Annotated in this window: 17 protein-coding genes; 6 read left to right on the top strand and 11 right to left on the bottom strand. The window is 71.5% G+C overall.

The window, feature by feature from the left end:
• Positions 1 to 193: 193 nt before the first annotated feature.
• Positions 194 to 2,326, top strand: a complete 2,133-nt coding sequence (locus tag OHT51_RS25460) for a fructose-specific PTS transporter subunit EIIC (protein WP_328881235.1) — start codon at positions 194 to 196, stop codon at positions 2,324 to 2,326.
• A 69-nt stretch (positions 2,327 to 2,395) separates the two neighbouring features.
• Here the strand turns inward: OHT51_RS25460 and OHT51_RS25455 are convergent, their stop codons facing one another.
• The 7 genes from OHT51_RS25455 to OHT51_RS25425 form a co-directional block, all read right to left on the bottom strand.
• Positions 2,396 to 3,376, bottom strand: coding sequence for a cation diffusion facilitator family transporter (locus OHT51_RS25455; RefSeq protein WP_328881234.1), 981 nt, complete (start codon positions 3,374 to 3,376; stop codon positions 2,396 to 2,398).
• A gap of 187 nt (positions 3,377 to 3,563) precedes the next feature.
• Positions 3,564 to 4,715 (bottom strand): mannose-6-phosphate isomerase, class I, encoded by a 1,152-nt coding sequence (gene manA, locus OHT51_RS25450; protein WP_328881233.1) that lies wholly within the window; start codon positions 4,713 to 4,715, stop codon positions 3,564 to 3,566.
• Between the two features lie 118 nt (positions 4,716 to 4,833).
• Entirely contained in the window at positions 4,834 to 5,967 is a 1,134-nt protein-coding gene (locus OHT51_RS25445; protein WP_328881232.1) for an SIS domain-containing protein, read from the bottom strand.
• A gap of 306 nt (positions 5,968 to 6,273) precedes the next feature.
• The gene (locus OHT51_RS25440) at positions 6,274 to 6,444 is read right to left on the bottom strand and encodes a Trm112 family protein (RefSeq protein ID WP_328881231.1); all 171 of its coding nucleotides are present in this window, start codon (positions 6,442 to 6,444) and stop codon (positions 6,274 to 6,276) included.
• A 245-nt stretch (positions 6,445 to 6,689) separates the two neighbouring features.
• Positions 6,690 to 8,054, bottom strand: a complete 1,365-nt coding sequence (locus OHT51_RS25435) for a phosphomannomutase/phosphoglucomutase (RefSeq protein ID WP_328881230.1) — start codon at positions 8,052 to 8,054, stop codon at positions 6,690 to 6,692.
• 113 nt (positions 8,055 to 8,167) lie between these two features.
• The gene (locus OHT51_RS25430; protein WP_328884429.1) at positions 8,168 to 9,784 is read right to left on the bottom strand and encodes an L-lactate permease; all 1,617 of its coding nucleotides are present in this window, start codon (positions 9,782 to 9,784) and stop codon (positions 8,168 to 8,170) included.
• Between the two features lie 139 nt (positions 9,785 to 9,923).
• Positions 9,924 to 10,301 (bottom strand): DUF3499 domain-containing protein, encoded by a 378-nt coding sequence (locus OHT51_RS25425; RefSeq protein WP_328881229.1) that lies wholly within the window; start codon positions 10,299 to 10,301, stop codon positions 9,924 to 9,926.
• A gap of 343 nt (positions 10,302 to 10,644) precedes the next feature.
• Between OHT51_RS25425 and OHT51_RS25420 the strand changes: the two genes are divergently transcribed.
• The gene (locus OHT51_RS25420; RefSeq protein ID WP_328884428.1) at positions 10,645 to 11,094 is read left to right on the top strand and encodes a metallopeptidase family protein; all 450 of its coding nucleotides are present in this window, start codon (positions 10,645 to 10,647) and stop codon (positions 11,092 to 11,094) included.
• Between the two features lie 259 nt (positions 11,095 to 11,353).
• On the opposite strand, the gene OHT51_RS25415 is transcribed toward OHT51_RS25420, so the two are convergent.
• The 3 genes from OHT51_RS25415 to OHT51_RS25405 all read right to left on the bottom strand — a co-directional run bounded on the left by OHT51_RS25415 (position 11,354) and on the right by OHT51_RS25405 (position 17,001).
• On the bottom strand, positions 11,354 to 12,880 hold the full coding sequence (locus OHT51_RS25415; RefSeq protein ID WP_328881228.1) for a DUF5719 family protein: 1,527 nt from the start codon (positions 12,878 to 12,880) through the stop codon (positions 11,354 to 11,356).
• Positions 12,877 to 16,518 (bottom strand): glycosyltransferase family 2 protein, encoded by a 3,642-nt coding sequence (locus OHT51_RS25410; RefSeq protein ID WP_328881227.1) that lies wholly within the window; start codon positions 16,516 to 16,518, stop codon positions 12,877 to 12,879. Before OHT51_RS25410 ends, OHT51_RS25415 begins: the two co-directional genes overlap by 4 nt.
• Positions 16,519 to 16,737: 219 nt before the next feature.
• Positions 16,738 to 17,001 (bottom strand): WhiB family transcriptional regulator, encoded by a 264-nt coding sequence (locus OHT51_RS25405; RefSeq protein WP_003975777.1) that lies wholly within the window; start codon positions 16,999 to 17,001, stop codon positions 16,738 to 16,740.
• Between the two features lie 647 nt (positions 17,002 to 17,648).
• Between OHT51_RS25405 and OHT51_RS25400 the strand changes: the two genes are divergently transcribed.
• From OHT51_RS25400 to OHT51_RS25385, 4 genes are all read left to right on the top strand, one after another.
• Complete coding sequence (locus tag OHT51_RS25400; RefSeq protein WP_328881226.1) at positions 17,649 to 18,155, top strand: cysteine dioxygenase; 507 nt, start codon at positions 17,649 to 17,651, stop codon at positions 18,153 to 18,155.
• 33 nt (positions 18,156 to 18,188) lie between these two features.
• On the top strand, positions 18,189 to 19,148 hold the full coding sequence (cofD, locus tag OHT51_RS25395; protein WP_328881225.1) for a 2-phospho-L-lactate transferase: 960 nt from the start codon (positions 18,189 to 18,191) through the stop codon (positions 19,146 to 19,148).
• Between the two features lie 5 nt (positions 19,149 to 19,153).
• Complete coding sequence (locus OHT51_RS25390; RefSeq protein ID WP_443052730.1) at positions 19,154 to 20,455, top strand: coenzyme F420-0:L-glutamate ligase; 1,302 nt, start codon at positions 19,154 to 19,156, stop codon at positions 20,453 to 20,455.
• 110 nt (positions 20,456 to 20,565) lie between these two features.
• Positions 20,566 to 21,567: a DNA-3-methyladenine glycosylase family protein gene (locus OHT51_RS25385; RefSeq protein WP_328881223.1), complete on the top strand. Its 1,002-nt coding sequence runs from the start codon at positions 20,566 to 20,568 to the stop codon at positions 21,565 to 21,567.
• A 235-nt stretch (positions 21,568 to 21,802) separates the two neighbouring features.
• Here OHT51_RS25385 and OHT51_RS25380 read toward each other — a convergent pair whose 3' ends face one another.
• Positions 21,803 to 22,885: an NDP-sugar synthase gene (locus OHT51_RS25380; protein ID WP_328881222.1), complete on the bottom strand. Its 1,083-nt coding sequence runs from the start codon at positions 22,883 to 22,885 to the stop codon at positions 21,803 to 21,805.
• Positions 22,886 to 22,912: the final 27 nt, after the last annotated feature.

Here is a 22,912-nt window from a genome sequence, read left to right as displayed (position 1 = left end):
TGCTGTGCGGGAGCGATAACAGGACACCAACGAACGGCGCACAGGAGGCGGCAAACCGGTGCGAAGCGCTACTTTCGCCCCTTTGAGGCTGCGGCCGGGTGGTGCAGGATGCCCAGGAGATCTGAACAACTGATCGATCTTGCGGGACGTCCGGGACGGCGATCCGCACGAACAAAGGCGTTAGGAGATCGACGTGACCAGTACGGCCGGCCCTCCCCCCACGGGCGGCGGCAGCGGCGAGCAGAAGCGGTTGAAGCTGCTCGCAGTGACCGCATGCCCGACCGGCATCGCACACACGTACATGGCGGCGGAAAAGCTCGCGCAGGCTGCCGAGAGCCGCGGCATCGACATGAAGGTGGAGACGCAGGGATCCATCGGGGCCGAAAACGTCCTCGATGACAACGATGTCAAGCATGCGGACGGCATCATCGTCGCCGCGGACAAGGATGTGGACCTGAGCCGTTTCGCGGGCAAGCGGGTCCTTACGGTCGGTGTGGCCGAGGGCATACGTCACCCCGAGCGGCTGATCGAGCAGGTGCAGTCGGCGCCGGTGCACGAGGCCGGGGCGGTCACCGCGGCCTCGGGGGCCGGCGGCGGCAAGGAGCGGAGCGTCGGGTACAAGGCGCTGATGAACGGGGTCAGTTACATGATCCCGTTCGTCGTGGTCGGCGGGCTGCTGATCGCGATCTCGCTCTCGCTCGGCGGGCACACCGACCCGTCGGGCGGTCTGGTCATCCCGAAGGACTCCTTCTGGATGGACGTGAACAACATCGGTGTCATCGGCTTCACGCTGATGGTGCCGATCCTGTCCGGTTACATCGCGTATGCCATCGGGGATCGGCCCGCGCTGGTGCCGGGCATGATCGGTGGCTGGATCGCCAACACCGGGGAGTTGTACGACTCCAAGGCGGGCGCCGGGTTCATCGGGGCGATCGTGACCGGGTTCCTCGCCGGGTATCTGGTGTTGTGGATCAAGAAGGTCAAGGTTCCGAAGTTCGCGCAGCCGATCATGCCGATCATCGTGATCCCGATCGTGGCGACGACGGCGCTCGGGCTGTTCTTCATCTATGTCATCGGCAAGCCGATCTCCTGGGTGTTCGAGAACCTGACCGACTGGCTCAGCGGGATGACCGGCACGAGCGCGATCCTGCTCGGCGCGATTCTCGGGCTGATGATCGCGTTCGACATGGGCGGGCCGGTCAACAAGACGGCGTTCCTGTTCGGCGCCGGGCTCATCGCGACCGGCAACCAGACGGTCATGGGCATGTGCGCGGCCGCGATCCCGGTCATGCCGTTGGGTCAGGGCCTCGCCACGCTGATACGCAAGCGGCTGTACACCGAACAGGAGCGGGAGACGGGGCTCGCCGCGCTGTTCATGGGCTGCTTCGGCATCTCCGAGGGCGCGATCCCGTTCGCAGCGGCGCGGCCCGCGCAGGTCATCCCGGCCAACATGCTCGGCGGCGCGGTCGCCGGTGCGATCGCCGGAGTCGCCGGCGTGGAGGACGCGGTGCCGCACGGCGGGCCGATCGTGGCGGTGCTGGGCGCGGTGAGTGGCGTGCCGATGTTCTTCGTGGCCGTGGTGATCGGCACGGCCGTCACCGCGCTGACGACGGTTGCCCTGGTGGACATCAGTGAGCGCAGGCGGCGCGGGGAGGCCCTCCTCGTCGGCACGGGCACGGGCACGGCCGGGCTCGAACCCGCGCTGGTCGGTGCGGGTGTCGGAGTGCCGGGCGCCGGCGCCGCTGCTGTCGTGGCGCAGGCGGCCGTACGTGAGTCGGCGGCGACCGGGCCGGCGAGTGCGGCGCCCGCAGGGTCGCCCGGCCTGTCCCCGGGTTCCGCGGACGAGTCCGAGGCCGGCGATTCCCCTGCCGAGGTCCTCTCCGGCTACCTCACCGAGCGGACCGTGAAGGTGCGGCTCGATGCGGCCGACAAGGAGTCGGCGATCCGCGAGATGGCTGAACTGCTGGCGGGGACCGGCAAGGTCGTGGACGTTGACGAGCTGGTGGCGACGGCGCTGCGGCGGGAGGCGCAGGGTACGACCGGGCTCGGTGAGGAGATCGCGATTCCGCATGCCAAGACCGATGCGGTGACCGCGCCGGTCGTCGGTTTCGCGCGGTCCGTGCAGGGCGTCGAGTGGGACTCGCTGGACGGTACGAAGGCGAGGCTGGTGTTCATGATCGCCGTACCGGAGGCGGCCGCGGGCGACGAGCATCTGCGGATTCTGTCGCTGCTGTCGCGGAAGTTGATGGACGCAGGGTTCCGGGAGCGGCTGTTGGCCGCGCCGGACGAGTCGGCCGTCCTCGGGGTGTTGCGCGAGGTCGGTTAGCCGGGACAACGGACAACGGGGCCCGCCGAACGATTCGGCGGGCCCCGTTGGAAGCTGTGCTGCGGAACGTCAGTGCTCGGTTCCGGGGGTCGTCGGTCCGCCCGGTGCTGCGTCGCGGTCGGCACCCTTGGCCGCTTCGGCCTCGCTGTAGATGTCGGGCTCGAGGTAGATCACGCGGGCGATAGGGACCGCCTCGCGGATGCGGGCCTCGGCGGCGTCGATGGCGGAGGCGATCTCGGCGCCCGTGTCGCCCTGCGGGACGGCGATCTTGGCGGCGACCAGGAGCTCCTCGGGGCCGAGGTGGAGCGTGCGCATGTGGATGATGCGGGTGACCACGTCGCCGTCGACGATGGCGGCCTCGATCTTCTGTTCGTCCTCGGCGCCCGCGGCCTCACCGAGCAGCAGCGACTTGGTCTCGATGGCCAGGACGACCGCGATCAGGACGAGCAGGACGCCGATGCAGATGGTGCCGATGCCGTCCCAGACGCCGTCGCCGGTGAGCAGGGCCAGGCCGACGCCGCCCAGGGCGAGGATCAGGCCGACCAGCGCGCCGAGGTCCTCCAGGAGGACGACGGGCAGCTCGGGCGCCTTGGCGTGGCGGACGAACTCCTTCCAGGACTTCCTGCCCCGCAGGAGGTTGGACTCCTTGATGGCCGTGCGGAAGGAGAAGGTCTCGGCGATGATCGCGAAGACGAGCACGCCGACCGGCCAGTACCAGTGCTCGATCTCGTGCGGGTGCTTGATCTTCTCGTAGCCCTCGTAGAGGGCGAACATGCCGCCCACGGAGAACAGGATGATCGAGACGAGGAAGGCGTAGATGTAGCGCTCGCGGCCATAGCCGAAGGGGTGCTGCGGGGTCGCCTCGCGCTTGGCCTTCTTGCCGCCGACCAACAGCAGGGCCTGGTTGCCGGAGTCGGCGAGCGAGTGCACGCCTTCGGCGAGCATCGACGACGAGCCGCTGAACGCGAACGCGACGAACTTCGCTGCCGCGATCGCGAGGTTGGCGGCGAGTGCCGCCACGATCGCCTTGGTACCGCCTGACGCGCTCATGTGTCGCGTTGTCCCTTCGCCTTCGTCTTCGTACGCCTGTACGTCCGTACGCCTGCACGTCCGCACGCTGTTCAGGGCATCGCCGAAGGGGCGTGCGGCCCCCGTTCGGCTTTGCCCGTCCTTTGCCGGTGGGCCATTGTTGCAGCCCGGTCCGACAACGGCGCGCCGGGTCGTCGGATGTGCTCGGTCAGGCGACGACCGTGGCGCGGAAGACCGTACCGGCGCCGGACACTTCGGCCTTTTCACCGGCCGGTACGAAGACGGACCGACCGGGCGTCAGGTCGTGCTCGCCGATGCGGACGGAGCCGGCCGTGCAGAGCAGGATCTGCGGGGTCGCGCGCGTGAGGTCGTGGGCGCTGGTGCCCTCCGGGAGGACGTACCGCGACAGCCGGAACTCGTCGATGGGGGTCTCGTAGACCTCCTCGCCGTCGGGGGACGCCTCCGGGCGCAGCACCCCGGCGTCGCCGGCCTCGAAGCGGACGATGCGCAGGAGTTCGGGGACGTCGACGTGCTTGGGGGTCAGGCCGCAGCGCAGGACGTTGTCGGAGTTGGCCATGATCTCGACGCCGAGGCCGTTGAGGTAGGCGTGCGGGATGCCGGCGCCGAGGAACAGGGCCTCGCCGGGCTGCAGGCGGACGTGGTTGAGGAGCATGGCGGCGATGACGCCGGGGTCGCCGGGGTAGTGGTGGGCGATGTCGGCGTACGGGGCGTAGTCGCCGCCGAGGCGGGAGCAGGCGGCCGCGGCCTCGGCGACGGTGTGGGCCATCTCGTCCGGGTCGGCGGTGAGGATCGCGGTGAGCACCTCGCGCAGGGCCGCGTCCTCGGGGTGGGCGTGCAGCAGGTCGACGTACGGCTTGAGGGAGTCGACGCCGAGGCCGTCCAGGGCATCGGCTGCCGCGATGGGGTCGCGGAAGCCGCACAGGCCGTCGAACTCGGTGAGCGCGCAGATCAGTTCGGGCTTGTGGTTGGCGTCCTTGTAGTTGCGGTGGCCGGCGTCCACCGGGATGCCCCGGCGCTCCTCGTCCTCGTAACCCTCCTTCGCCTGCTCCAGGTTGGGGTGCACCTGGAGGGAGAGCGGGGCGCCCGCGGCGAGGATCTTGAGGAGGAAGGGCAGGCGGGGGCCGAACTTCGCCACGGCCGCGGCGCCCAGCTCGCGCTCCGGGTCGGCCTCGATGACCTCGACCAGCGTGCCGCGCTCGGTGCGCGAAGGGGCGCCCGGATGTGCGCCCATCCACATTTCCGCCTGCGGTTCGCCGGTCGGCTCGGCCCCGAGGAGCTGCGGGATCGCGGTGGTCGAACCCCAGGCGTAGGGGCGGACGGTGTTGTCGAGGCGGTCCATGCGGTTGTCTGCCTGTTCTCTGCGGGTAGGCGGGTGCTCTTCGTGGTGGACGCCGGTTCGCCTTGTGTACGCCTGCCGGTTCCTGCGGCGTACGGCTTCCAGGGCCCCCTGGGACAGATCAGGCTCCCGAAGCGAGCGCCAGGTAAACGGCGGCGAAATCCGTGATGGCGATCAGTTCCGCGAGGGTCTCCAGCTCGCCGCCTGCTTCCGGTTCCAGCTCACTGATCGGCGTGTCATGGCTCAGGGCCAGGTCGCGCGCGGCGGGCGCGGCGGTGAGGCCGCCGATCGGACGGTCGCGCAGCAGCACCACGCGCGCGTGCAGGGCCGGTGTCTCCTCGACGCGGTCGCGGAAGAAGTCGTCGGGGTCGGCGTTCGCCGCGAGCCTGCCGGCGAGCAGGGCGCTGTGCGCGGCGAGTGCCTCGGGCAGTTCGGCGACCAGCGCGGGGTGGCCGGAGAGCTCGGCCAGTGCGGCGGCGAAGCGCCGGCCCGCCGGGCCGGCGGAGACGCCCTCGGTCCAGATCAACGGGAGCGAGTCGGCGAGTTCCGCGGCCAGGGTCTTGGCGGGGTTGCTGTAGGCCGCGATGGCGGGCCCGCAGCGTTCGGCGATGTGGTCGAGGCGGTCGGCGACCTTCTCCACGGCCTCGGGCGGAGCGGTGAGCAGGCCCGTGCGGTCGAGGAGCGCCAGCAGCGGGGTGAGCAGGGCCCACAGGACGCCGGGGGCGGAGGCTGCGGGGACGTCTTCCTCTTCCTCCTCGTACGGGGCGGTCGCCATCGGCACGAACAGGCCGTGGTTGTTGTGCACGGCTTCGGTGAGCGGGGAGCCCGCGGGGGCCACGGCGACGACCGTGAGGCCTCGGCGGTACGCCTGCTCGGCGAGGAGCGACAGGCCCGGCTCGGTGCCGTCCGGGGTGGTGATCAGCAGCAGGTCCACGGAGCCGGACCAGCCGGGCAGCTCCCAGCGCAGGGCGCCGGCGGCGGGGGCGACGCCGGCCGGAGCCAGCCGGATGACGGGGCTGGTGGCGCCGGCGAGCGTGCCGAGGAGGTCGGCGACGCAGATGGCGGCGGCGCCGGGGCCCGCGATCAGGGTGGCGCGGGGGCGGCCGTCGGGTTTGAGGTCGTTGATGCCGGCCTCGGCTGCGTGCCGGGCGGCGGTGCGGACACGGGCTCCTGCTTCGGCCGCGCCGCGCAGCAGGGCACGGCGGTCGGCCTCGGCGAGCGCCTCCGGCGTGTCCAGCAACGATTCGTCGAGCATGGGCGGCAGCCTCCGATCGCCGGGTCTTTTGGGGCGGGGGTCTTGCGCGGGGGTGTGCGTCGGGGGGCTTGCTCGGTCGTGGGGGACTACGGCGGGCTTGGTGCCGGGTGGGGCTTGGTGCCGGGCGTCCTGGTCACGGCATCGGTCGGCGGGCGTCTCCGTGCCGGTGGCTGGAGTCCGCACGCCGGGGCCGGGACGGCGCCACGTCGAGGCAGCGGGAGCCGGATGTCTGTACGGCGGAGGCAGCCTGGTACCGGACGGTGACCGGTCGTTCAGCCGCCCCCGTGCCGGTGTCATGGCGTCCCGTTACGCGGGGCGGCGGGCCTCGTCCACGAGCAGGACGGGGATGTCGTCGCGGACGGGGTACGCCAGGCCGCAGCCCTGGCCGGTGCAGATCAGCTCGGCTTCCTGCTCCTTGAGGGGGGCGTGGCAGGCCGGGCAGGCGAGGATCTCCAGGAGGCCGGCTTCCAGCGGCATGAGGTGTCCCTTCTGGTGCGGGTGGGTGTGGTGCGTGCGTGTGTGCGGATGTGCCTGGTCAGCGTACCGCCGGTGGGGGCGGGGTGCCGGGGTTGGGCGGCGGTGGGGCTGGCGGGAGTTGTTTCGCCCCCGCCGCCCCTGCCCGTCCCGTCCTTGAAGGGGCGCAGCCCTCGTCCTCAAACGCTGGACAGGCCGGATTCTGTGGGCCGGCGCCGAGAAGCACGCAGCCCCCACGTGCCAGCCCCTCAGCCTCTGATGATCGCCAACGCCTCGTCCCGCACCTTCGCCATCGTCGCCTCGTCCCGTGCTTCCGCGTTGAGGCGGAGCAGCGGCTCGGTGTTGGACGGGCGGACGTTGAACCACCAGTCGGCGGCCGTGACGGTCAGGCCGTCCAGTTCGTCGAGTTCCACGCCCTCTCGGGCCTCGTAGGCGGACTTGATCGCCGCGAGGCGGCCCGCCTGGTCGGCGACGGTGGAGTTGATCTCGCCGGAGCCGGCGTAGCGGTCGTACTGGGCGACCAGTCCGGACAGGGGGCCGTCCTGGCCGCCGAGGGCCGCCAGGACGTGCAGGGCGGCCAGCATGCCGGTGTCGGCGTTCCAGAAGTCCTTGAAGTAGTAGTGGGCGGAGTGCTCGCCGCCGAAGATCGCGCCGGTCGTGGCCATCTCGGCCTTGATGAAGGAGTGGCCGACGCGGGTGCGGACCGGCGTGCCGCCGTTCTCCTTGACGACCTCCGGGACCGACCAGGAGGTGATCAGGTTGTGGATGACCGTGCCCTTGCCGCCGTGCTTGGCGAGCTCGCGCGAGGCCACCAGGGCGGTGATGGCGGAGGGGGAGACGGGCCCGCCGTTCTCGTCGACGACGAAGCAGCGGTCGGCGTCGCCGTCGAAGGCGATGCCCAGGTCGGCGGACTCCTCGCGGACCCGCTTCTGGAGGTCCACGATGTTCGCCGGGTCCAGCGGGTTCGCCTCGTGGTTCGGGAACGTGCCGTCCAGCTCGAAGTACATCGGGACCACGTCCAGCGGGAGGCCCGCGAGCACGGTCGGCACGGTGTGGCCCCCCATGCCGTTGCCCGCGTCGACGACGACCTTCAGCGGGCGGATGGAGGTCAGGTCGACGAGGGAGCGCAGGTGAGCCGCGTAGTCCTCCAGCGTGTCCCGCTGGGTGATCACTCCGGTCCGGGCCGTCGGTGCCGGGGCGCCCGACTCGGACCAGCCCTCGACCAGTTCGCGGATCTCCGCGAGGCCGGTGTCCTGGCCGACCGGGGCCGCACCCGCGCGGCACATCTTGATGCCGTTGTACTGGGCCGGGTTGTGCGATGCCGTGAACATCGCGCCCGGGAGGTTCAGCGCTCCCGACGCGTAGTACAGCTGGTCGGTGGAGCACAGGCCGATCTCTGTGACGTCGACGCCCTGGGTCGCCGCCCCGCGCGCGAAGGCGCGGGACAGACCGGGGGACGAGGGCCGCATGTCGTGCCCGATCACGATCGCGCTCGCATCGGTCACCCGCACGAAGGCGGCTCCGAAGAGCTCGGCCAGGGTCTCGTCCCACTGGTCCGGGACGACCCCGCGCACGTCGTACGCCTTCACGAGCTGTGACAAATCAGCAGCCACGGCCAACCCTCCTGAAAGTCCTGTCGGTCACCCCAAACTACCCGCCCGGACTGACACCGCGCTGGGTGACCGCTGAGTGGACCCCCAGCCGTAACCTCAGGTCAGCACGGAGGTCAGGGCAGCATCCAGCCCAGCACCGGTGAACTCTGGCCGACCACGATCAGGCACATCACCAGCAGCAGGCCCAGACTCCACGGCAGCACGCGTCGCAGCAGGTCCCCCTCGCGGCCCGCGAGCCCCACGGCCGCGCACGCGATGGTGAGGTTCTGCGGCGAGATCATCTTGCCGAGCACACCACCTGAACTGTTGGCGGCGGCCAGGAGTTCCGGCGACAGCCCCGACTCCCGTGCAGCCGTCACCTGCAGTGCCCCGAACAGTGCGTTGGCCGAGGTGTCCGACCCGGACACGGCCACCCCGAACCAGCCCAGCACCGGCGACAGGAAGGCGAGCCCGGCGCCGGCCGCCGCCACGAAGTAGCCGATGGTGGCCGCCTGTCCGGAGAGGTTCATGACGTACGCGAGCGCCAGCACGGACGTCACGGTCAGGATGGCGAACCTCAACTCGTGCACGGTGGCGGCCCACTCCTTGACCGCCACGCGCGCGTGCACCCCCAGCACGACCGCCGTGCACAACCCGGCGAGCAGCACGAGCGTGCCGCCGGTGGACACGATCGGCCAGCTGAAGACGTTGCCGCTGACCGGCTCGCCGTCCGGGTTCGCGACGTTCAGGAAGGGCCAGTCGAACGTCCGGGTCGCCCCGGCCAGCCAGTCCTTGACGACCGGAACCTGCGCGATGGAGAAGATCACGACGATCAACGCGTACGGCGCATAGGCCCGTACGACCTCGCGCCGCGGATCGTCCTCGTCCAGCTCCTCGCTCCGCGACCCCGTCAGCACGGATGCGCGTACGGCCTCGGTGGCGGGCACACGCGCGTGCGGTACGGCGACCAGGGCGCCCGCACCGGCCAAGGCGGCGGCGATGTCGGCGAGTTGTGCGGAGACGTAGTTGGAGGCGGCGAACTGGGCGACGGCGAAGGCGATTCCGCACGCCAGGGCGGGCACCCAGGTCTCCCGCAGCCCGCGCCGCCCGTCCACGAGCCCGACCAGCACGAGCGGAACGACCAAGGCCAGCAGGGGTGTCTGACGTCCCACCACGGAAGCCACGTCGTCCAGCGGCAGTCCGGTGACCTGCGCCAGCGTCACCACGGGCGTTCCCATCGCGCCGAAGGCCACGGGCGCGGTGTTGGCGACCAGCGCGACGACCGCCGCACGCACCGGATCGAATCCGAGCGCCACCAGCATGACCGCAGAGATCGCGACGGGCGCCCCGAAGCCCGCCAGGGCCTCCAGCAGGGCCCCGAAACAGAAGGCGACGACGAGTGCCTGGATCCGGGGATCGTCGGAGAGCCGCCCGAACGACCTGCGCAGGATGTCGAAATGACGCGTGCGGACGGTCATCCGGTACACCCACAGGGCGTTGACGACGATCCACAGGATGGGGAAGAGCCCGAAGAGCGCTCCCTGGGCGCCGCTGGAGAGCGTCTGCCCGAGTGGCATGCCGTACGCGAGCCAGGCGACCAGCACGGCCGCCAGCAGCCCCGTGAGGCCCGCCAGATGCGCCTTCATGCGGACCCCGCCCAGCAGGACGAGGACGATCACCAGCGGCAGGGCCGCCACGAGCGCGGACAGGCCGAGCGAGCCGGCGACGGGTTCCAGTTCCTGCACGTACACGGGCGCCTCCCCGGATTCCGCCATGCGGAAAGCGATTTCTCGTTCCGACATGCGGAATGGTCGTGTCCGCGCCAACGACACGTCAATGCTTGTGCATCACTCAACGAAACAAGCACACGAGAAACAGGAAATCCGACCGTCAGTTGTCGGGGGACCGCAGCACCCGCAGATGCCCACGCCGCGCGACCTCCATCGGGTCGGCCCCACGGCCTCCGCCTCCGCCCGCCTGCGCCGCCCGCTCCTGCGGACGGGCCGCCTCACGCACCGCGTTGGCAAGCGCTTCCAGGTCATCACTGCTGGGACGGGCCGGAGCCGAACTGTCCAGCAGCCGCACGACCTCCCACCCGCGAGGGGCGGTGAGGCGCTCCGAGTGCTCGGCGCACAGGTCGTAGCAGTGGGGTTCGGCGTAGGTGGCGAGCGGGCCGAGGACCGCGGTCGAGTCGGCGTAGACGTACGTCAGCGTCGCGACGGCGGGACGGCCGCAAGCGGTGCGCGAACAGCGACGTACAGGGCTCACGACGTTGGACGGTACCGCACTCTTGAGCGGGCCGCGACGACTCTCCCCCGGCTCACTCCACCGTGTCGTGTTGTGAAACACCCCACACACCCCTTTCACCCCGACTCGCTGACCTGCACGGAAACCCCACCCCAAGATCCCGCCCGCGACTGAAACCGGTCACCACTCACCACAAACCCCGTCATTTACCTCGCCATCGACGGTCTCGGAAGCATACGGAAACGAGCCCAACCTTGGCTGGAATGGTCATCTGCAGACATGCCGTACGAGCGGCCGGACGTCACCCCCACCACTCCATCGAGATCGGACAGGCACCAGCCACGAGGACTACCCTTCATCAGTGATGGACACCCCCGTACCGCCCCGCGCCGCCGGCCCCGGGCCCCGCCGTCGTGATCGCCACGGCCGGGGCATGCGCGGCCCGATCGCACCGCCCCAGGTCCCCCTCGCCGCGAGCCGCGCCGACGTCTTCGCCGACCTGGTCCAGGACTCCGTGGAACGCCTCGAACGCCGCTGGCCCCAGCTGGCCGACATGGACTTCCTGGTCCTGGAGGTACCCCGCCTGGACGGCCCCGGCCGAGCCTGGAACGACGAGGCGGTCCCCCTGGGCGGCACCATCCCCGCCCGCGAGGGCCGCCCGGCACGGGTCGTCATCTACCGCCGCCCAGTGGAGATCCGCACCAAGAGCCGCGACGAGCGAGCAGCCCTGGTCCACGAGGTGGTCGTAGAACAGGTGGCCGAGATCCTGGGCCTCACACCGGAAACGGTGGACCCCCGCTACGGCGAGGACTGAAACCCACCAGAGATGCCCGCGTGGCGCTGTTTTGGACCGGTGGCCCCGCGGCGCCGCGGTCGCCCACGGCGGTAAGGGGACGTGCCGGGGGGGGTCCGCCCGCAGTGTCCGGCGTCAAGAAACGGCACCACCCTGCCCGACCCCGACCGCCGGTCCGAGGACGGACCCCCCCGGCACGGCCTCGACCCACCACGCACCGGCAGGCGCTACGCGCACCCCCACCGAAACAGCCACAGGCCGCCGCAGGCATCCCACAGCCCTACCTCTGCAGCACCGACAAGTCCTCATCCGCCTCAGGCACAGCCACCATCCCCCGATCGTCCGGCAACGTCTGCACGGTGAACCCGGCCACCCCGTCCTCCGTGACCGCCAGCGTCCGAGACGCGTACACCGGCCCGCCCGACACCGACTCCACAGTCAGCGCGTACGTGCCCTTCAGCCCGCTCGGCACCGGCACCTCCACGTCCTGAGTGGTGCCGGACTTGACCGAGTACGACTTCGACGCCGCAGCACCGCCCTCACTGCCCGCCGAAGCCGTCACCTTGACCTCCGCGGCGCCGAAGGGCGCCGTCACAGACAACGTCGTCCCCTTCGCCCGGTTGTCCACCACCGTCGCGCGCGTGCCCACCGCCCGGCTCGCCGGGATGAACGCCGTCTCCTGCTTGTCCCCCTTCCCACGGACCACCCGCACCGCCGCAACAACCGGCACCGATCGGTCCGTAGGAGTCAGCACCAGCGACCCTGCCTCGCCCTGCATGACGTCACCGAGATCCACCGCACTGGTCATCCCCGCCTTGACGTGCAACGTCTCGTTCCCGGCAGGTGTGATCAGCCCGGACGGCGAGGCAAGCCGCACCTTCAGATCCGCATCGGCGTCCCCCGGCGTGAAGGCGACCAGCCGCACGGAGGTGGCGTCCTTCGGAATGCCGGGCAGCACCAGACTCCCCGCGGGGTCGGCGGACGCCGCCAGCCAGTCCCCACCGAGCTTGTCGTCCAGCGCCTGCACCGAGGCCCCCACCCGGCCGCTGCGCACACTCACGTGCACGGTCATGTTGTCCTGCTTCTCGCTGGTGAGCGTGGACAGCAGAATCGGCTCACCGGAGTGCGGCTGAACCGTGATCCCCTCCCCCACCGTCGTTTCGAGCGCACCGTCCTTGCCGTACAGCTCGATGTCGACGACGGCGGCGGAGTCGTCGGGGTTGGTCAGATGCACGTAGTCCGTGCGGTCGGGAGCGGTACTGGCCCCGGGGAACCAGAACTCGGTGTCCGGCGCCGTGCAGTTGACGCCTTGCAGACCACGCCCCGTGCCCGCGGCGACCTCGGTGGTCTCCTGCACGGTCCAGCCCGGCGCGAACTTCCCGTCGGCGGTCCCGATGAGCGCGGGCGAGTCGGCCCCGGACGCATCACCACTGACCGGCGTCCCCGGCTCCTTGCCCTCCAGAACCGGCTTGTCGGCCTTCCCGGCCTTCCCGGCGGCGTCGCCCTTCTCGCCCTTCTCGCCCTTGCCGTCCGCTGCGTCGCCCTTCTCCTGCGCCGCGGACTGCAGTTCGGCCTTCCCCTCACTCGCCGTCCCCTTGGTGACGGGCGTGAACGAGGTGTACGTCGTCTCGGCGAGGTCCGAGATACTCGGCGCCGGACACGCCAGGCTCGTACGCTCCACCGGCAGCTCGGCGGCCGCCTTGGCGGTGTTCGCGTCGGACGCGTCCGGCGTGGTGAGCGCCGCGAGCCCGGTGACGGCGGCGAGGGCGGTGACGCCGGCGATCAGGGACAGGGTGGTGCGGTTCACTGCTGGCTCCCGTCGGGACGCTCACTGCCGTGCGGATGCTGCTGCGCCGGGTCGTACGTGCCGTCGTAACCCTGCTGGTACGTCTGGTCGTACGACGGGTCGTACGCCGCGGTGGGGGACTGCCCGCCGTACGCGTACGGGTCGTACTGGCCGCCCTGATACGGATCCGCCTGATACGCCTGGTCGTAGGCGCCGCCCGCCGGGTACTGCTGTCCGCCGTAGTTGCCGTACTCGGCACCCGCGTAACCGGGCGTGTCCCACTCGCCGTAGGACTGCTGCTGGGGAATCGCCGCAGCGGGCGGCTCCGACGGAGGCGCGGGGAACTCGCCTTGCTGACCGGCCTCTTCGGCGTCGGCCTCGGCCTGGGCGCGCAGCCGACGGGCCCGCCGCCCCTCGCCGGCCATGGCCTCGGCCGGGACGACCGGCTCCTCGGGCAAGTCGTCGTCGATGTCGCGGCGGCGTCCGGGAAGGGCCATCACCACGAGTACGAGGGCGAGGAAGCCCTGGGCCCACAGCCACGCGCTGTGGCCGACAGAGTCGTCGTAGGTGACGTCCAGCTTGCCGCCGCCGGCGGGCAGTTCGAAGCCCTGGGCCCAGCCGTCGACCGTTGTCGCGGTGAGCGGCTTGCCGTCCAGGGTGGCCGTCCAGCCGTCGTCGGCACTGTCGGCGAGCCGCAGGACCCGCCCCTCGGCGCCACTCGGAATCGTCGTGTGGATCTCAACGGGCCCCGCGGCAACAGGCTGAGGCTCACCGGCCCCGGAGCCGGCGGCGGCGATGGCCGCCCGCGACACCTGCCGGTCGATCCGCCACAGCGCACTGCCGTTCTGCTCGCTCAGCCGCGACAGTCCGGGCGTGGCGTCCAGCACGCGCGTGACCTCACGCGGTGCGCCCTTGTGGACGAGGACGTAGCGCACGGCGAACGCGCCGAGCTGGTCGGCCTGGTCGGCGCCGGAGCCGGCGACGAGGTTGGCGACGATCTTGTCGAGCTTGGTGTTCTCCCCGTCGGCGGCGGCGAGCTCGGCGTCGCCGAGGCGGGCGCCGGAGCCACGGACGAGCATGTAGCCGACGTGGGCGGAGGATTCGCTGTCCAGGACGAGGGTGCGGGCCTGGTCGCGGGTGCCGCTCTCCTCGGCGACGAACGCGGGCACCTGCACGGGGTCGCGCCGCTCCAACGGTCCGTCGGCACCGCGGATCATCCAGCCGGCGGCGACGAGCAGGGGCCCCGCGGCCGCGGCGAAGGCGATCAGCGCGGCGACCGGCTGGCGCCAGCCGAAGCTCTGCTCGGCCACCCGCGCGCGTGCCCCGTCGGCGCCGAGCAGGGCGGCGGCCAGGAGGGCGATGCCGTAGACGAGGGTCGCAGGGCCGGCCCAGGTGGAGCTGTTGGACAGGACCGCGAAGACGAGGCCGACGAGGGCGACCGCCCAGGCCGTCCGGATCCCGAACTGGCGCTCGGAGCGCATCAGGGCGGCCAGGGCGGCCAGCACGATGCCGATGAGCATCAGCCCGTTGACCGTGCCGGGCCCGCCGGGGCTGGCGCCGAGCAGATCCAGGGCGGTGGCGGCGGAGGAGCCGTACTCCAGGCCGGCCTCCTGGAAGAAGCCGAACGGAAGCAGCGACAGCGACCAGGGCGCGAGGACCAGCAGGGGCACGCCGAGCTGGGCCAGGAAGCGCAGTCCGTACGCGGTGATGTCGGCGCGCCGCACTGCCAGCACCCCGAACCCGAGGAGCAGGGCGATGGGCCACACGATCGGCGTGAAGGCGGTGGTGATCGTCAGCAGCAGCGCGTACGCCCAGGTCGCGCGCCAACTGCCGCGTGCGGCGGAGCCGTTCGTCAGGCCGCTCGCCGCGATGCCGGCGCGCGCGATGAGCGGCAGCAGGACGGCGAGGACGGCGGTGCCGATGCGGCCGCCGGCGAGTGCGCCGGTGACGGCGGGCAGGACGGCGTAGGCGACGGCGGCCCACGCGCGCAGGAGTCGCGACTCGACGAGCGGGCGGGAGGCGAAGTATGCGGTGAAGCCGGCCAGCGGCACCGAGCAGACGAGCAGGACGGTGACGGCGACCCCGGTCGATCCCAGCAGCACCGAGGCGAGCATCGCCACGATCGCGAGGTACGGCGGCGCGGACGGGGTGCCGCCGGCGCCCACCGGGTGCCAGGCGTCCATGTAGTGCGACCACAGCTCACCGGAGTCGGCCGGAGCGGGCAGCAGGGCCCCGCCGGCGAGCGCGCCGCCGCCGAGGAGTTGCCGGCAGGCGATCAGCGAGACGAACAGCAGCACCAGGAAGAGCAGCGGGCCCGGCTTGCGGGCGATGCGCTTGAGGCGGGCGAACTGCTCTATCTCCAGGAAGTCGGCGTCGTCGCCGCCGGGTCCGGACTCGATCGCGCTGCCGTGCCGTCCGGCGCCGGAGGCCACCTCGGGGTCGGAGCGGCCGACGAGGCTGCTCGCGGCCTGTTCGACGGTGGCCCGCACCGTCGCGCCGGGCGGCGGGAACAGCGCCCGCAGCTCACCCTTGTCGATGACGGGACTCCCGCGCCTGCGCCGCCCGGCGATGATCCGCTCGGGGCGCAGCAGCGTGCCCACGAGGCCGCGGATCTCGTCGAGGGCCTGCCCGGGGACCTTGCCCACGAGGTAGGCGAGCGTCCGCAGGACCGTGCCGAGCAGGACGCGCAGCAGCACCCAGGGCAGCACGGCCGTACGTGTGTTGACGAGCAGGGTGTAGACGGCGCCCGCCTTGTCGACCTTGTGCGGGGACGCGGAGGTGCGGCCCACGCAGTCGACGGTGCGACGCTCACGGGAGGAAGCCTCGGCGTGTCGTACGACCGCCTCGGGAGCGACGAGGACGCGGTGGCCGGCCGCCGTGGCGCGCCAGCACAGGTCGACGTCGTCACGCATCAGGGGCAGCCGTCGGTCGAAGCCGCCGAGCTGTTCGAAGATGTCGCGGCGGATCAGCATGCCGGCGGTGGACACGGAGAGCACGGGCCGGACGTGGTCGTGCTGGCCCTGGTCCTGTTCGCGGCGGTCGAGGCCGGTCCAGCGGCGGCCGGAGTTGGCGATGGTGACGCCGACCTCGAGGAGCTGCCTGCGGTCGTACCAGCCGCGCAGCTTGGGGCCCACTACGGCGACGTCGTCGCGGCCCAGCTCGTACTCGTTCTCCACGACGCGCAGCAGCTGGGCCAGGGCGTCGGGTTCGGGGGCGCAGTCGTCGTGCAGGAGCCACAGCCACTGCACCGGCTCCCCGTGGGGGAGTTCGGGCATGTCGTAGGCGTCGTCGCGCCAGGTGCGCGTGACGGGGTCCCAGCCGCTCGGCCGCTTCAGATAGGCCAGCTCGTCCGGGGTGAGGACGGGGGCGCTGCGGTTGGCCTCCTCGACGGCCTGGCCGAATCCGGTGCGCCGGGCGAGGTGCAGTACGCGGTCGGCGCCGAGGGCGTCGGTGACCAGCTGGGCGGAGTGGTCCGCGCTGCCGGTGTCGGCGGCCACGGCGAACTGGACGGGGCGCTCTTGGCCGAGCAGCCCGGCGAGGGCGTCGGGCAGCCAGCGGGCGCCGTCATGGGAGACGAGGACCGCGGTCACCACATGGCGCGGGAACTCAGGTGTGGCAGCGACGTCGTGGTGGGCTGCCGTGTGGCTGTGCACGGACATCGAGGTACGGGCCCCGGTTCGATGGACTGCGGTGGACGCCCGTGCCCCGTGGGGACAGTGCGGCGTCTCGGACGAGCGACCACACTATCGGCTGGGCATCACGGCGGCCCGCCGCCTGTGGATAACCCACCCGCGACGGGCCGTTCGAAACGTATTCGAGATGTATGTGCGTGCGTTGTGTACGTGCGACGGCCGGCGGTCGGGCGGCCGGGGCGACGCTCAGACGGCGGCCTTCTTCAGCCGGCGGCGCTCGCGCTCGGACAGGCCGCCCCAGATGCCGAAGCGCTCGTCATTGGCGAGGGCGTATTCGAGGCACTCGGAGCGGACCTCACAGGCGAGGCAGACCTTCTTGGCCTCACGGGTGGAGCCGCCCTTCTCGGGGAAGAAGGACTCGGGGTCGGTCTGGGCGCACAGCGCGCGCTCCTGCCAGCCGAGTTCCTCGTCCGCGTCGTCGACCAGCAGTTGCTGCACCAGCTCGGTCATGTGCGCCCCTCGTCTGTCTTTCGCGTCCCCGTGATGTAGCCGTTACCGATTCCGGCTGAACGACACGAGTGAAATTACAAGTGTGCTGCTCCGGGCGAGTCAAGCCGAGATCTGCTATTGAGCCCCTTATTCACTCTGCGGAACCAAGGCCTAGCGGAAAGTGTTCAAATCGGCATAAACCTTGACAAGCAGACGAGGCCCGGGAGGGCGTCCCATCCCGCTCAGAGCCTGTACGGAAAAGGACGCCCAGAAGTTCGATCTCGTTGCACACACGCGCAGATGCGAACCGGATCACAGTCGGATCACAGGATCACAACGACGCCGCGCGCCCGGTTGTGCGCCATGTGTCCCGGCCGCCCCATGAACAAACCTTTCGCCACGGAGATGAACCGGATGAGGTGAAACATGTCCCACATAACGGGCGTCGAGTTGACACTGAAGGTGCGAACCGATGTCCTTGTGGGCATGCTCGCGAACTCGGCACTCACCTCGACCCGCACCGCCGGGTCCCACGGTGCTGCCCGCGCTCGCTGTAGCTGTTGCTGTCCCAGCTGTTGAGCCACACCTGCTCCAGCTGTAGGCCGAGCCACCCTCTTCTCGGCTCTCGTTCCCTCTGACCTTCCTTCACTGAGGAACCACCGCACCCCATGAACAGCGACAGCGACCTCCAGATCGCCGGCGACATCCTCGAAGTCCCGCACCTCCTCCAGACACCGCGCGAGCACCCGGCCACCGTCGCCGAGTTCGTCGGGCTGGCCCGCTCCATCGCCGCCGACCGCTCCCAGTGGGAGCACCTCGTCCGGTACGACGCGACGACGCGCTGGTACCACCGGCTGAGCACGGGTCCCGGCTACGAGGTGTGGCTGCTGTCATGGGTCCCCGGACAGGGCAGCGGCCTGCACGACCACGGCCGGTCCTCCGGTGTGCTGACCGTCCTCGAAGGCACCCTGACCGAGCGCACGGAGCGCGGCACGCGCGCGTTGGCGGCCGGCGCGCAGCGGGTGTTCGCGCCCGGATACGCGCACGAGGTGGCGAACGACGCGCTGGAGCCGGCGGTGAGCCTGCACGTCTACTACCCGGGCCTGACGGAGATGCCGATGCACGCCGCCACAGCCTGCGAGGCGCGCACCGCGCCGCGTCCCGTGACTGCCTGACGCGTTGTCGTACCCGCCTGCAAGACTGCTCCCATGCGCATTGTGGTTCTGGCAGGCGGCATCGGTGGTGCCCGGTTCCTGCGCGGTCTGAAGCAGGCCGCGCCGGACGCGGACGTCACGGTCATCGGCAACACCGGGGACGACATCCACCTCTTCGGGCTGAAGGTCTGCCCGGACCTCGACACGGTGATGTACACGCTGGGCGGCGGCATCAACGAGGAGCAGGGCTGGGGGCGGGCCGACGAGACCTTCCATCTCAAGGAGGAGCTCGCGGCGTACGGCGTCGGGCCGGAGTGGTTCGGGCTCGGCGACCGGGACTTCGCCACGCACATCGTGCGGACGCAGATGATCGGCGCCGGATATCCGCTCAGCGCGGTGACAGAGGCGCTGTGCGACCGCTGGAAGCCGGGCGTCCGGCTCATCCCCATGACCGACGACCGCGTCGAGACGCACGTCGCGGTCGACCTGGACGGCGAACGCAGAGCCGTCCACTTCCAGGAGTACTGGGTGCGGCTACGGGCCTCGGTGCCGGCGGAGGCGATCGTGCCGGTCGGCGCGGAACAGGCCAAGCCGGCGCCCGGTGTCCTGGAGGCGATCGCCGACGCGGACGTCATCCTCTTCCCGCCGTCCAACCCGGTCGTCTCGGTCGGCACGATCCTCGCCGTGCCCGGCATCCGCGAGGCGATCGCCGACGCCGGCGTGCCGGTCGTGGGCCTCTCCCCCATCGTCGGGGATGCCCCCGTGCGCGGGATGGCCGACAAGGTGCTCGCGGCGGTCGGCGTCGAGTCGACGGCCTCGGCGGTCGCCGAGCACTACGGCTCGGGACTCCTGGACGGATGGCTCGTCGACACCGTGGACGCCGGCTCCGTCGAGCAGGTCGAGGCGGCCGGGATCCGCTGCCGGGCCGTACCGCTGATGATGACCGACCTCGACGCGACCACGCAGATGGCCCGCGAGGCGCTGACGCTGGCCGAGGAGGTGCGAGCGGTTTGAGCGACGTGTCTGCCGACGGCTACCGCGTCTGGGCCGTCCCCGGGATGCCCGAGATCCAGCAGGGCGACGACCTCGCGAAGCTGATCGCCACCGCCGAACCCGGTCTCGCCGACGGCGACGTGCTCCTGGTCACCTCGAAGATCGTGTCCAAGGCCGAGGGACGGATCGTCGAGGCGACCGACCGGGAAGCCGCCATCGACGCGGAGACCGTACGGGTCGTGGCGCGCCGGGGCGCCCTGCGCATCGTCGAGAACCGGCAGGGGCTCGTGATGGCCGCTGCCGGGGTCGACGCCTCCAACACCCCCGCCGGGACCGTGCTGTTGCTGCCCGAGGACCCCGACGCGTCCGCGCGGGCGATCCGGGAAGGACTGCGGGACGCCCTCGGTGTCGACGTCGGGGTCGTCGTCACCGACACCTTCGGCCGCCCCTGGCGCACCGGGCTCACCGACGTGGCGATCGGTGCCGCGGGCATCCGCGTACTCGACGATCTGCGCGGTGGCACGGACGCGCACGGCAATCCGCTCAGCGCGACCGTCGTGGCGACGGCCGACGAACTCGCCGCCGCCGGCGACCTGGTGAAGGGCAAGGCCGCCGGGCTGCCCGTGGCCGTGGTGCGCGGGCTGGCGCACACGGTGGCCGAGGAGCACGGCGAGGGGGCGCGGGCCATGGTGCGCGGCGCGTGTGACGACATGTTCCGGCTGGGCACGTCGGAGGCGGTGCGGGAGGCGGTGACCCAGCGCCGTACGGTACGGGCCTTCACGGACGAGCCGGTCGACGCCGGGGCCGTACGAAGAGCGGTCGCGGCGGCGGTCACGGCACCCGCGCCGCACCACACCACACCGTGGCGGTTCGTGCTGCTGGAGTCGCAGGAGTCGCGGACGCGGCTGCTCGACGCGATGCGGGACGCCTGGGTCGCCGACCTGCGGCGCGACGGCAAGAGCGAGGAGTCCATCGCCAAGCGGGTGCGACGCGGGGACGTGCTGCGCAACGCGCCGTATCTCGTGGTGCCGTGTCTGGTCATGGACGGTTCGCACACCTACGGCGACCCGCGGCGGGACGGTGCGGAGCGGGAGATGTTCGTCGTCGCCACCGGGGCCGGGGTGCAGAACTTCCTGGTCGCGCTGGCCGGGGAGCGGCTGGGGTCGGCGTGGGTCTCGTCGACGATGTTCTGCCGGGATGTGGTGCGCGACGTGCTGGCGCTGCCGGATGACTGGGATCCGATGGGGGCCGTGGCGGTGGGGCATGCGGCGGAGGAGCCGCGGCCAAGGGCGGAGCGGGATGCGGGGGCTTTCATCGCGGTGCGGTGATTCGCGCCGTACAGCGCCTACGCTCGTAGGGCCTCCCCACACCGGCATACCGACATACGTAGTACCTACCGACACTCGTAGCCCCCTCCGGTTCCCCAAGGACTTCACTCGTGGCAGGACGCTTCACTCCGCAGTCCACGCGTACGACCGTGCGCGGCGGGCATGTCCCCGTGCCCTCGGGGATACCGCGTCAGGCGCCGGCCCCCGGGCGGGTGCGCACCTGGGTGCCGGAGTGGCCGCTCGATCTCGGGCTGGTGCTCGGGCCGCTGCGGCGCGGGCCCGGGGATCCGACGTTCCGGGCGATGCCGGACGGGTCGGTGTGGCGGGCCTGTCTCACCCCTGCCGGGCCCGGGACCCTGCGGGTCGGCGTGCGGGGTGCCGAGGTGCGGGGCGAGGCCTGGGGGCCGGGGGCCGAGTGGCTGCTGGAGCAGTTGCCCGAGCTGCTCGGGGCCGCCGACGATCCGTCCGCCTTCGTGCCGCGGCATCGGCTGGTGGCGCTCGCTCGGCATCGGCGGCCGGGGCTGCGGTTGACGCGGACCGGGCTGGTGCTGGAGTCGTTGATTCCGTCGATTCTGGAGCAGAAGGTCACCACCGACGAGGCGTATCGGGCGTGGCGGTTGCTGGTCCGGAAGTACGGGGTGGCGGCGCCGGGGCCGGCGCCCGGGCGGATGTGTGTCATGCCGGACGCGGCGACGTGGCGGATGATCCCGTCGTGGGAGTGGCATCGGGCCGGCGTCGACAACAAGCGGGCGTCGACGATTCTGCGGGCCGTGCGGGTCGCTGCGCGACTGGAGGAGGCCGTGCGGATGGCTCCGGCTGAGGCGCAGGCTCGGTTGGAGGTCGTGCCGGGGATCGGGCCGTGGACGTCCTCGGAGGTTGTGCAGCGCAGTCATGGGGCGGCGGATGCGGTGACCGTGGGGGATCTGCATCTGCCGGGAATCGTGGGGTTTGCGCTTGCCGGGGATCGGGATGCGGATGACTCCGTGATGCTGGAGTTGTTGGAGCCGTACGCGGGGCAGCGGCATCGGGCGGCTCGGTTGATTCTGTTGAGCGGGCGGGTGCCGGGGCGGCGGGCTCCGCGGATGCCGGTGGGGGACATCGGGCGGTTGTAGGGGCCGGCTTGCGCCGTGGTTTGCGGGGACGGGTTTTCGCCCCCGCCGCCCCTACCCTTCCCGTCCTCCAGGGGCTGCCGCCCCTTCGACCCCGGGCCCTGGGGGCTGCCGCCCCCAGACCCCCGCTGTCGGCCCTGAACGGGCCTCGTCCTCAAACTGCCCCAGAGGTGGTACCCCCAGACGGGCTGGAATGCCGGGACCGGCGCCGATAAGTGGCCGTCAGGCTTCGCCGGGTCTACAGGTCCGGCGAGAAACGTACCGACCCCGCCGGAATCCGAGCGTCGCACCACACCCGGACCCCGTCCCTCAGCTCATTGTCGGCACCGATCACCGCGCCGTCGCCGATGACCGTGCCGGTGAGGACCGAGCGCTGGCCTACACGGGCGCGGGTGCCGATGAGGGAGTCGGTGATGATCGCGCCGGGTTCGATGACGGCGCCCGGGAGGATCGTGCTGCCGAAGACGCGCGCGCCCTCGGCCACGAAGGCGCCCTCGCCCACCACCGTGCCGCCGGTCAGCTTGGCGTCGGGGGCGACGCTGGCCGTGGGGAGGATCAGGCGGTCGCCGCAGCGGCCGGGGACCGCGGGGGATGGCGCGCGGCCCAGGACGAGGTCCGCCGAGCCGCGGACGAAGGCCGCGGGGGTGCCCAGGTCGAGCCAGTACGTCGAGTCGACCATGCCCTGGAGGTGTGCGCCGGCCGAGAGGAGGTCGGGGAACGTCTCGCGTTCGACCGAGACGGGGCGGCCCGCCGGGATCGTGTCGATGACCGAGCGGCGGAAGACGTACGCCCCCGCGTTGATCTGGTCGGTGACGATCTCCTCGGGAGTCTGCGGCTTCTCCAGGAACGCCGTCACCCGGCCCGTGTCGTCCGTCGGGACCAGGCCGTACGCCCTCGGGTCCGTCACCTGTGTGAGGTGCAGGGAGACGTCGGCGCCCGTCGTCTCGTGCGTACGCACCAGGGCCCCGATGTCCAGGCCCGTCAGGATGTCGCCGTTGAAGATGAGCACCGGGTCGTCGGGCGCGGAGTGGAGCCGGGAGGCCACGTTGCGGATCGCGCCGCCCGTGCCGAGGGGCTCCTCCTCCGTCACGTACTCCAGGTGGAGGCCGAGCGCCGAGCCGTCCCCGAAGTACGGCTCGAAGACCTCGGCCAGGTACGACGTCGCCAGGACGATGTGTTCGACGCCGGCCGCTCTCGCTCTCGCCAACTGGTGCGTGAGGAACGGGACCCCGGCCGCCGGGACCATGGGCTTCGGCGTGTGCACGGTGAGCGGACGCAGCCGAGTGCCCTTGCCACCGACCAGGAGGATCGCTTCTGTCACCTGTCGTCTCTGCTTCCTGCCGGGACC

The sequence above is a fragment of the Streptomyces sp. NBC_00299 genome (genome assembly GCF_036173045.1).
GTDB lineage: Bacteria > Actinomycetota > Actinomycetes > Streptomycetales > Streptomycetaceae > Streptomyces > Streptomyces machairae.
The sequence above is the reverse complement of the archived record's forward strand: the minus strand, read 5'-3'. Positions and strand labels throughout refer to the sequence as shown.